Source organism: Kitasatospora humi, assembly GCF_020907985.1.
Classification (GTDB): domain Bacteria; phylum Actinomycetota; class Actinomycetes; order Streptomycetales; family Streptomycetaceae; genus Kitasatospora; species Kitasatospora humi.
In genome coordinates, this window is record NZ_JAJJPA010000071.1 from 18,040 (window position 1) to 27,512 (window position 9,473).

Annotated in this window: 11 protein-coding genes and 1 pseudogene; 7 read left to right on the forward strand and 5 right to left on the reverse strand. The window is 72.3% G+C overall.

Annotated features, from left to right (window positions below; genetic code table 11):
• Positions 1-14 precede the first annotated feature (14 nt).
• The 3 genes from LN042_RS33930 to LN042_RS33940 all read right to left on the reverse strand — a co-directional run bounded on the left by LN042_RS33930 (position 15) and on the right by LN042_RS33940 (position 2,561).
• A complete protein-coding gene (locus LN042_RS33930; protein ID WP_230055301.1) occupies positions 15-674 on the reverse strand; it encodes a response regulator transcription factor in 660 nt (219 codons plus the stop codon).
• Positions 659-1,984 (reverse strand): sensor histidine kinase, encoded by a 1,326-nt coding sequence (locus LN042_RS33935; RefSeq protein WP_230055302.1) that lies wholly within the window; start codon positions 1,982-1,984, stop codon positions 659-661. Before LN042_RS33935 ends, LN042_RS33930 begins: the two co-directional genes overlap by 16 nt.
• A gap of 130 nt (positions 1,985-2,114) precedes the next feature.
• Positions 2,115-2,561, reverse strand: coding sequence for a hypothetical protein (locus LN042_RS33940; RefSeq protein ID WP_230055303.1), 447 nt, complete (start codon positions 2,559-2,561; stop codon positions 2,115-2,117).
• Positions 2,562-2,830: 269 nt separating this feature from the next.
• Here LN042_RS33940 and LN042_RS33945 point away from each other — a divergent pair, with 269 nt between their 5' ends.
• Entirely contained in the window at positions 2,831-3,049 is a 219-nt protein-coding gene (locus tag LN042_RS33945) for a DUF5988 family protein (RefSeq protein ID WP_230055304.1), read from the forward strand.
• 300 nt (positions 3,050-3,349) lie between these two features.
• On the opposite strand, the gene LN042_RS33950 is transcribed toward LN042_RS33945, so the two are convergent.
• The gene (locus tag LN042_RS33950) at positions 3,350-4,042 is read right to left on the reverse strand and encodes a thioesterase II family protein (RefSeq protein WP_308191910.1); all 693 of its coding nucleotides are present in this window, start codon (positions 4,040-4,042) and stop codon (positions 3,350-3,352) included.
• Positions 4,043-4,355: 313 nt separating this feature from the next.
• On the opposite strand from LN042_RS33950, the gene LN042_RS33955 reads away from it, so the two are divergent.
• Both LN042_RS33955 and LN042_RS33960 read left to right on the forward strand, forming a co-directional pair.
• Complete coding sequence (locus LN042_RS33955; protein ID WP_230055305.1) at positions 4,356-4,646, forward strand: hypothetical protein; 291 nt, start codon at positions 4,356-4,358, stop codon at positions 4,644-4,646.
• A gap of 413 nt (positions 4,647-5,059) precedes the next feature.
• Positions 5,060-5,977, forward strand: a complete 918-nt coding sequence (locus LN042_RS33960; protein ID WP_230055306.1) for a ParB/RepB/Spo0J family partition protein — start codon at positions 5,060-5,062, stop codon at positions 5,975-5,977.
• Between the two features lie 8 nt (positions 5,978-5,985).
• Here LN042_RS33960 and LN042_RS33965 read toward each other — a convergent pair whose 3' ends face one another.
• A complete protein-coding gene (locus tag LN042_RS33965) occupies positions 5,986-6,888 on the reverse strand; it encodes an ABC transporter ATP-binding protein (protein ID WP_230055307.1) in 903 nt (300 codons plus the stop codon).
• Positions 6,889-7,384: 496 nt separating this feature from the next.
• On the opposite strand from LN042_RS33965, the gene LN042_RS33970 reads away from it, so the two are divergent.
• The 4 genes and pseudogenes from LN042_RS33970 to LN042_RS33985 all read left to right on the forward strand — a co-directional run.
• The gene (locus tag LN042_RS33970) at positions 7,385-8,143 is read left to right on the forward strand and encodes a sensor histidine kinase (RefSeq protein WP_230055308.1); all 759 of its coding nucleotides are present in this window, start codon (positions 7,385-7,387) and stop codon (positions 8,141-8,143) included.
• A gap of 379 nt (positions 8,144-8,522) precedes the next feature.
• Positions 8,523-8,810: an acyl carrier protein gene (locus LN042_RS33975; RefSeq protein WP_230055309.1), complete on the forward strand. Its 288-nt coding sequence runs from the start codon at positions 8,523-8,525 to the stop codon at positions 8,808-8,810.
• Between the two features lie 147 nt (positions 8,811-8,957).
• Positions 8,958-9,194 (forward strand): hypothetical protein, encoded by a 237-nt coding sequence (locus tag LN042_RS33980; protein ID WP_230055310.1) that lies wholly within the window; start codon positions 8,958-8,960, stop codon positions 9,192-9,194.
• A pseudogene (locus tag LN042_RS33985) lies at positions 9,191-9,473 on the forward strand (phosphopantetheinyl transferase); the annotation flags it as partial. The gene LN042_RS33980 and the pseudogene LN042_RS33985, both read left to right, overlap by 4 nt.

Consider the following 9,473-nt stretch of genomic DNA (forward strand, 5'->3'; position numbering starts at 1 on the left):
CCGGGCCGGCGCCCCTACTCGCCCTGCCCGTCGGCACCGAGGTAGGTCAGGACGGCCCGGACCCTGCGGTTGGTGTCGTCGTCGTTGGCGAGCCCCAGCTTGGCGAAGATCGTGGTCGTGTACTTGCTGATGGAGCCTTCGCTGAGGAAGAGCTGGTTCGCGATCGCCGTGTTGGAGAGCCCCTCGGCCATCAGCGCGAGGATGGAGCGCTCCCGTTCGGTGAGGGTGGCGAGGGGGTCGGCCCGCTTGGGCCGGCCCAGCAGCTTGGCGACGACGGTGGGGTCGAGCGCGGTGCCGCCGTCGGCGACGCGGTGGACGGCGTCCATGAACTGGCCGGCGTCCAGCACCCGGTCCTTGAGCTGGTACCCGATGCCGCCGTGCCCGTCCGCGAGGAGCTCGCGCGCGTACAGCTGCTCCACGTGCTGGGAGAGGATCAGCACCGGAAGCCCGGGGATGGCCCGGCGCGCGGAGAGCGCGGCCTGGAGTCCTTCGTCGGAGAACGTCGGCGGCAGCCGCACGTCCACGATCGCCGCGTCCGGCCGGTGGTTGACCAGGGCGTCGAGCGTGGCCGGCCCCGAGTCGACGGCCGCGACGACGGTGTGGCCGTACGCCTCGACGAGGCGCACCAGCCCGTCGCGGAGCAGGAAGAGGTCTTCGGCTACGACAATTCGCACGGCACCGCCACGGTGATACGAGTAGGTCCTCCGGCCGGGCTGTCGATCTCCAGGCGTCCGCCGAAGGCCGCCATGCGGCGCTCGATGCCACTCAGCCCGGACCCTGTGGACGCGGCGGCCCCGCCGATTCCGTCGTCGCTCACCGTAGCAGTGAGCATCCTCGCGGCGTAGCTGAGTTCGACCTTGACCCGTTCGGCGCGGGAGTGCTTGGCCACGTTCGCCAGCAGTTCGGCGACGGAGAAGTAGACGGCCGATTCGACGGGGCGTTCCGGCCGCGAGGGCACCTGGCTGAAGACGTCGACCTCCACGGAGGAGTCGAGGGCGAGCGCCCGGAGGGCGTCGACCAGACCGCGCTCGGCGAGGACGGGCGGGTTGATGCCGCGGACGAGCGAGCGCAGTTCGGCGAGCGCGGTGGCCGAGGTGGCGCGGGCCTCGGCGAGGATCGCCTTCGCGGCCTCGGGGTTGGTGTCGACGAGCTGCTCGGCGGCGCCCATCGACATTCCCATGGCCACCAGTCGGGCTTGGGCGCCGTCGTGCAGGCCCCGCTCGATGCGCTCCAGCTCGGCGGCCTGGGTCTGGGTCAGGTCGGCGCGGATGGCCTCCAGTTCCTCCACCCGCCGACCGAGCCGGGTGCTCGGGACCGGCCCGAGGAACCGGCGTCCGAGGGGGCGGAGTATCCGCCAGGCGAAGGGGGCGCAGGCCAGGCCGGCCACGATCACGCCGATGCCGTAACCGGTCAGACCGGGCGTCAGCGCCATGTAGCCGCCGTAGCCGAGCGCGAGCAGCGGCAGGGCCGCGACCGGCAGCACGGTGACCGAGGCGACCAGGGCCCAGATGCCGTCCCAGTGCAGCTGGGGGTCGTGGAACCGGGCGTGCACCTTGGCGCGGCGGCGGGCCTCCCGCTCGGACTTGTGGTACTCGTGGCCGTCCCACCAGAAGCCGGTGGCCATCCTGGTGACCGGCGGGACCGGACGGTAGGTCACCTGGATGTCCAGGTCGAGCCAGTTCGCCGCGCACCGGCGCGCGGCCTTGGCGAGGGCCCGGCTGGTCAGCGGGTGGACGACCCACAGGGACACGGCGACCCAGAGGATCACCACCAGGGTCTCGCCGAGGGTCGCCAGCGCACGGACGGCCAGCGGGGCGGACAGCCCGTCGGACCAGGAGTAGGCCAGCGCGGAGCCGCCCACCCCGACGGGCACGGCGACCAGGGCCATCACGCAGGTGAGCCCGGTCAGCACGACGGACCGGTACAGCCCGACCCCGATCTCGGCGCCCCACCGCAGGGGATTGCCCCCCGAAGCTCTCCTCATCGGCCAGTTCCTTTCGCAGCGGTGGTCATTGTGTCAGCCGGGCCCCGGTACGGGAGCGGCCCGGAACGCCGGATGGCCGGATGCCGCTGGCGGTCCGGCCATCTGAAGGGCGGAGCAGGTCCTCAGCACGTCACTTCTTGCCGGGGGAGGGGAACGCGGCGCTCAGCGCGGAGCCGCGGGTGACGACGGCGACGCCGATCAGGGCGAGGGCGGACAGGCCCTGGATCACCGCGTACCACATGGGGCAGAGACCGGGGATCAGGTCCACGCCGATGATCGCGATCGGCACGATGGCGGAGAGGGTGCGCAGCCGGTCGAAGTCCTTGTAGGAACCCTGGGAGGCGCGGGAGTGGTACCGGTGGAGCAGGAAGGTGGCCAGGAACAGGATCGCCCCCCGGATCCACATGAACGAGGTCGCCTGGTGGCCGGTGAACGCCATCACGGCGACCGTGCCGAGGACGATGGCGCCGACGGCACCGAAGAGCGTGATGCACTTCTTCACCGTCTCGAGCGCCTCCTGGGTGCGGGAGTCGCTCAGCTGCGCCGTGGCGGCGGTGATGTCGGTGGTCTTCGCCATGGTCCTTGCTCCTTCGTGTCGTTGTGCCTTCGACAGTACGGATCGCCGGGCCGGCCCGACATGGGTCTGTCCGTACGGCCGGGTGGGGCTGGACCCACTCTCGGGCCGGCCGCCCGAGCCCGGCCTTCGGAGTGTTCAACTGCCGCACTGCACAAGGGAGTTGGTGTTGTTACGCTGCTGTGAAGGCTCAGGGCCGGGCGCTCTCCCCCGTAGCACCCGGCCCCGGCCCCCTCTTTCGGCCGGCGACTTCCAGAGAAGTGAGGGTGATCATGAACGACAACCGTGCGCCCAACGTGTTCCTCACCGGCGCCCCGGCGCTCACCGGTGCTGAGCGGCTGCGTCACGTGGCGGACGTCGATGCGGCCAAGGTCAAGGTCCCGCTCGGCAACCGCTACGAGCACTTCGAGGCCAGCGCCAGGACCACCGTCGTCGACGACCGTGAGCTGCGGGTCTTCGTGTGGACCCACAGCACCTACGTGGCCGAGTGACGCGTCGAAGGCGCTGAGCGACCCGCACGCCGAAGCCGTGCACCGTCCGGACCCCCGGGGCGGTGCACGGCTTCGGCGTGCCACCGCCGGCGTCCGCCCGCACGGCGGCCGGAGCGCCGGGTGGCGGGGCACCTCCCTGCCCCGCGCGGGCCCGTTCCGCGCGGCCTGCTCCGCACGTCCCCTTTTCCGCGTCGGTGCGCGGACGGCGACGGCCCCGCAACCCCCCAGAAAGGCTGGGCGGTTGCGGGGCCGTCAGGGGCGGGAGGCAGCGCCGCGCCGCCCGGGCCGGGTGGTGGGCCGTCAGCCGGCGGTCCGGGCGCGCTCCTGCTGGAAGTGCTCGACGAGGACCTTCATGACGTCCTTGCTCCGCTCGCTGATGAAGAAGTGCCCGCCGGGGAAGACGCGCAGGTCGAGCGGCTCCGTCGTGTGGTCGCCCCAGGCCTTCGCCTCGTCGAGGGTCGTCTTGGGGTCGCTGTCGCCGGTCAGCACGGTGATCGGGCAGTTCACGGTGGCCCCGGGCGCACAGCGGTACGCCTCGATCGCCGTGTAGTCGGCCCGGAGCGCGGGCAGTGCGGCGCGCATCATCTCGTCGTCCCCGAGCAGGGCCGCCGAGGTGCCGCTCAGCCGGCGCACCTCGGCCAGGATCGCGTCGTCACTGCGGCAGGTGTCCTCCTGCCGGAACGTCGAGGGCGCGCGGCGCCCGGAGGCGAACAGCCGCACCGGGCCGTGCCCCTCGGCCTCCAGGCGGCGGGTCAGCTCGAAGCCGATGACGGCCCCCATGCTGTGGCCGAGGAAGGTGAGCGGGAGTTCCGGCTGGCGCCGGAGCACGTCATGGATGCGGTCGACGAGGACCGCCAGGTCGTCGATGGCTTGCTCCATCCGACGGTCCTGCCGGCCGGGGTACTGGATGGCGAGGACGTCGACCTCGGGGCTCAGCGCCGCCGAGACCGGAAGGTAGAAGGACGCCGAACCGCCCGCGTGCGGGAGGCACACCAGTCGGGCGGCCGGCTTTTCGGCAGGGTGAAAACGTCGGCACCACAGTTCATCTCCGGGCGAAGGCCGAGACATGCCACTCCAGAAGGTAGTCACACCGGATCGGAATCGAAATCCAAACATAGCGAATGCCGTCGCCCGCGGCTGTCCGCTCAACTGTGAGGAACGGGGCGGTTGAACGGTGACCGGGCGGTGGCCCGACTGGTATCAATGTGGCCGAGGGAACGTGGCTGCCTGTTGCGTTGTCCCGATGATCCCGGTTGTTTTCCGAAATACGCGGCGACATACGCGGCGACATTGAGAGGTGACGTACATGGGGCACAAGTTCTCCCTGGTCCTCAGTCGGGAGATCACCGACGACGAGTCGGCGGTCCTGCGGGAGGGCTTCACCGGCGCGGTGTTCTCGACCGATGCGCTTCCGACCAACGCGGAGGTCAAGGTCACGAGGGTCGACTTCGACGACGAGGTCGCGCCCTCGCTGGCCGAGGCGATCGAGTCGGCCCTCGCGGCGGTGAAGACCGTCCCGGACCTCACCGTTCCCGGCCTGAGCGTCCCGGCCGTGCCGCAGGCGCCGGCCGAGGAGCCGGCCGCCGAGGAGGCGTAGCCGATCGGCGCGGCAGGACGGCCGCCGAGGCGGCGGAGGGTGCGAACGCGGTGGAGCCCCGGCCCGGGTGGACTCTCGAGTCCCCCGGTCGGGGCTCCGCCGCGTTCCCGTCGTTCAACCGGTGCGGCGGGGCCGGTTGAGCGACCCCCGGACAGGGGTCCCTTAACCCGGATGAGGGGACCCCTAAGTCCCGGGACGGCGGGTTCCAGGGCGCAGAAGGGGCTGCTAGCGTGTGATCCAAGTCAATTCGGAAAAAAACCCGAACAGCTATTGACAGCTTTCTGCTCCACTGCTGCAAATGACTCGCCGGAGTTGTATGGGGGTGCAGTATGGGCCTGCTAGCCCACAGTGTGATACCGCTCAGAATCGACGATCGCTGGGACGACGAGCCGGAGGTCGTCTCGGTTCCGATCATGGATATTCTGCCCGGGGATTCGCCGCGACTGGAAGGTGAGGACAAGGGTCACGTCCTGCGGCTGGCGGCGGTCGAGGGTCCGCTGCCGCCGATTCTGGTCGACCGGCGGACGATGCGGGTGATCGACGGGATCCACCGTCTGATGGCGGCCTCCCTCAAGGGGCGGAAGGCGATCGACGTCAGGTTCTTCGAAGGCAGCCGCGAGGAGGTGTTCCTCAAGGCGGTCGAGGCGAACGTCGAGCACGGCCTGCCGCTGTCGCACGCCGATCGCACCGCGGCGGCGCTGCGGATCCTCAAGTCGCACCCCGCCATGTCGGACCGCGCCGTCGCCAAGTCGACCGGGCTGGGTGCCAGGGCCGTCGCGGCGCTGCGCCGTTCGTCCGACGCGGTGCCGCCGTCGAACTTCCGGGTCGGGCGGGACGGCAAGGTCCGTCCGCTGAACGGGGCCTCGGGGCGGTTGCGGGCGGCGGAGCTGATCAGGGAGAACCCCGAGGCCTCGCTGCGCCAGGTGGCCAGGTCGGCCGGCGTCTCGCCGGCGACGGCGCTCGACGTGCGCCGGCGGCTGGAGCGCGGCGAGGGGCCCGTCCCCTGTCCGCGGAACACCGCGGATTCCGTGGCGGAGTCCCGGACGGATACCCTTCCGGCGCCGGGTCCGGCCGTGGTGGGGCCGCCGTCGACCGGCACTCTCGAAAAGCTCATGCGTGATCCGTCGTTGCGCCAGAGCGAGTTGGGCCGACGGCTGCTGCGGATGTTCAAGGAGAACGTGCTGGGTGCCATGGAGATGACGGACATCTGTGCGTCCGTGCCTTCGCACTGCATCGAGTTGATCATTCAGCTGTCCCGTCAGAACTCGCAGTTCTGGGAGGAGTTCGCCCAGGAACTGAACCGGCGGGCCCGGATCGTGAGCCCCGAATAGGGCCGGACTCAGGAGGCGGAGCGCTTGCTGATCAGGGCGAGGAACGCGTCCAGCGCGGCCTGGTCGACGCGCAGGTTCCCGGCCAGCACCCGGTGCCGCGCCAGCAGCGAGGTGACCTCGCCCAGCGCGTCGTCGTTGCCGGTCACCACGACGTGGTCGCCCTGACGGTTGACGCCACTGACGTCGGGCAACCGCTCCAGCAGATCGTGGTCGAACGGGACGGAGGGGCGGAACTGGATCCGCTGCCCGCTCCGCACGCGTTCGAGCAGCCTGGCCGGCCTGTCGGTGAGGGCGAGACGGCCCTTGTCCATCAGTGCGACCCGGTCGCACAGCCGCTCGGCCTCCTCCCAGAACTCGGTGACCAGCAGGATGGTGACGCCACTGGCCCGGACGGCCTCGATCAGTTCCCAGGTGTCCTCCCGGGACCGCGCGTCCAGCCCGGTGGTCAGCTCGTCGAACACCGCCACCTGCGGGTTGCCCACCTGCCCCAGCACGGCTGCGAGTTGCTCGTCCGGGCGGCCCGCCGCCCGGCCGTCCGCGGGCCCGGTGGCGAGCCCGAGCGAGTCGATGAGCCGCTGCCAGGCGGCGGGGTCGCGGTAGAACGAGCTGTACAGCGACAGTGCCTCCGCGACCCGCGCGCGGTCGGGTGTCCGGCCGTCCTGCAGCCGGGCGTCGAGCTGCCGGGTGATCCCGGACCGGACCCGCCAGGGATCGCGACCGAGCACGTCGATCCGGCCGCCGTCGCGGTCCCGCAGCCCCTCGACGCATTCCACCACGGTGCTCTTGCCCGCGCCGCGGGGCCCGAGGATCCCGAAGATCTCGCCCTCCTCGACGGCGAAGGACACGTCGTCGACCGCCACCAGGTCACCGTATGCTTTGCGCAGGTTGCGCACGTCAATCACCACGGACATGTGCCGTCCTCTCGAATGCCTGTCCGGCCTGGGCCGGTTCCGGCCGGGACTTGGAAAACCTACGTTCCGCCCGCCGCGCCCTGCCACCCCGTTACGCCCCGGGCGCGGTGGGGCTATCCCCACCGCATTCCTGGGCGCGCGTTCGATTTCAGATGTCGAATGAAAATCGCACCGGATCGATTCCTCGCACAAGTCGGCAGGTCGGGTACGGACGGAGAAAGCGCGGGAAGTCGCCGTCGGGGCTCCGGAAGCGCGCGATCGAACGCGGTGTGCCGGTCGTGTGCTGGAGCACCCCTGACGAGCCGGCCGGTACCCCTCAATCAGATCCGCGCGCACCGCGGTCGGATCCGGTCGGACCCCTAAGGGATCCGCAAGTGGACCACGCCCCGGGCCGGCGCACCCTACTGTCGGATGACGAAGGTTCGGATCGTGACCGCTGGTGTCGAGCCGACACTACCGGACCTACCGCTGGAGGCGCCGTGAGCAGCATGCAGTCATGGGTGCTCCTGGTGCGGCGCCCGCACGGCCGCTGGATGCGGGCCCCGCTCGCGCCCGCCGAACGGCCGGGCCCACCCGCCGGGTCGAGCAGGTGACCGGGACCGGGCCGGACGCCGTCGAGCCCCGGACCACCGAACTGCGCCGGATCGAACGCGACCTGCACGACGGCGCCCAGGCCAGGCTGGTCGCCGTGGGCCTGCGCCTCGGTGCGGCCGGGGCGCTCATCGACCGGGACCCGCAGGCCGCGAAGAAGCTGGTGACGGAGGCTCAGGAGAACGTCGGCCGAGCCCTCCAGGAGCTGCGCGACCTGGTCCGCGGCATCCACCCCCCGGTCCTCGCCGAGCGCGGACTGGTCGACGCGGTGCGCGCCCTCGTCCTGGACGTCCCCCTGAAGGTCGAGGTGCGGGCCGAGGTGCCCGGCCGGGTCGCGGGCCCGGTCGAGTCGGCCGTCTACTTCGCCGTCAGCGAGGCACTCGCCAACGCCGCCAAGCACAGCGGCGCCCGGCACGCGACCGTCCGGTTCTCCCACACCGCCGGGCTGCTGCGCGCCGAGGTGGCCGACGACGGGCACGGCGGCGCCGACCCCCTGCTCGGCAGCGGGCTGCGGGGCATCCAGGGCCGCCTCGCGGCGTTCGACGGCACGCTCAGCCTGAGCAGTCCACCCGGGGGCCCGACCCGGCTGACCATGGAGCTGCCGTGCGCGCTGTCCGCGCCGACGGCCGCCACCGCCTGCGGGACCGGCTGCTCCTGCTGCTGACCGCCCGCGGCTGCGGTCACCGCCGTCGCGGGCGGCCCGGCTCACCCCCGAGGCGCCGGCCCTAAGCGGGGCTTAAGGGCCCCGCGGGACCATCGGACGGACCAGGGGCCCAGGGTGCGGGGTCCGCAGCGCCGGGGACTATCCGAGGGGGCGGCTTTGCCACGCTTCGTCACCCTCACCGGGCGCGCTCCGTGCTGCGGGAGCCGCCGGGCACCGTCCGCCGCACCACCAGCGCCGCGGTGCGGCACGTCCGGATGCGAGGGCTCCTGCCGGACGGCGGGCCGCGCGGCGACCACGAGGTGCTCGATCCGGTCGGGAGCGTCCTGATCCGAGGCCGCGACGACCCGCCAAGGGCCCCCACGATGCGAGGAGTTCAGCGATGACCGCTCCCACCAGCCGGGACGCCGCGCGGCCGGGCCTGGTCCCGCACGGCTGGCTGCTCGACCGGATCTCCCTCTACGTCAAGCGGCCGGCCGAGAGCATCGACCCCGGTGTCCCGCTCGCCGAGTACGGCCTGGATTCGGTCTGCGCGCTCGGCCTCTGCGGCGACCTGGAGGAAGAGTTCGGCCTGGCGGTCGAGCCGACCCTGCTCTGGGACCATCCGACCCTGGAGCGGCTCACCGCCCGTCTGGTCGAGCTGCCGGACGCGCTGCGCGGCCGGCCGTGATGGCGCGGCCCGCTGGTGCCCGGCAGCCGGCCGGCCCCACCGCGACCGCCCGCGAGGAGAGCCGGGTGCGCGACGGTCGCGACCTGACGGAGTGTCCGGGGAATACCGGCCCGATCCGCCTCGATCTGCGCGAAGAGCGGGCGGGCCGTGCGTGAACTCACTAGTCTGAAGGCGTTCCTGCATCCGATCGGCGGGGAGCCGCACCCGGCGGGCGGTGGCGGCGACGCCGAGGGCGACTTCGCCGGCCTGCCCGGCCGGGGCCCGGGGAACCCGCTGCGACCGGTCAGCCCGCCGCAGGCGCAGACCGGCCGGATTCCCGCCCACGCAGTCCTGGGGGCGCGCAGCCTCGCGGAGATCCACTCAGTTCTGGAGCGACAGGCATGACCCATCCCCGAAACCCCACGCTCGGCCCGCCGGTGGGCCGACCCGTGCAGGTGGCCGCGCGCGGCGATGTCCGGGACGCGGTCCGCGCCGACCTGGCCGAGTACGGCACCGCCGTGGTCCACGCCGACCTCGCCGACCTGAAGCCGGACCTGCCGAGCGGCGACGAGCTGCGCGCGGTGCTGGGCCGGGACTGGTCGCGCTACCTGGACCTCGCCCACCCCGAGGTGCGGCACCGCTACGCCGCGTCCAGGGTGCTGCTCAAGCTCGCGGCGGGCGCCG

Coding starts and splice junctions, on each gene's coding strand:
- LN042_RS33955 (WP_230055305.1), top strand. CDS start 4,356: ATGGGGCACAAGTTCTCCCTGGTCCTCAGTCGGGAGATCACCGACGAC.
- LN042_RS33935 (WP_230055302.1), bottom strand. CDS start 1,984: ATGAGGAGAGCTTCGGGGGGCAATCCCCTGCGGTGGGGCGCCGAGATC.
- LN042_RS33940 (WP_230055303.1), bottom strand. CDS start 2,561: ATGGCGAAGACCACCGACATCACCGCCGCCACGGCGCAGCTGAGCGAC.
- LN042_RS33960 (WP_230055306.1), top strand. CDS start 5,060: ATGGATATTCTGCCCGGGGATTCGCCGCGACTGGAAGGTGAGGACAAG.
- LN042_RS33945 (WP_230055304.1), top strand. CDS start 2,831: ATGAACGACAACCGTGCGCCCAACGTGTTCCTCACCGGCGCCCCGGCG.
- LN042_RS33970 (WP_230055308.1), top strand. CDS start 7,385: ATGGGTGCTCCTGGTGCGGCGCCCGCACGGCCGCTGGATGCGGGCCCC.
- LN042_RS33975 (WP_230055309.1), top strand. CDS start 8,523: ATGACCGCTCCCACCAGCCGGGACGCCGCGCGGCCGGGCCTGGTCCCG.
- LN042_RS33965 (WP_230055307.1), bottom strand. CDS start 6,888: ATGTCCGTGGTGATTGACGTGCGCAACCTGCGCAAAGCATACGGTGAC.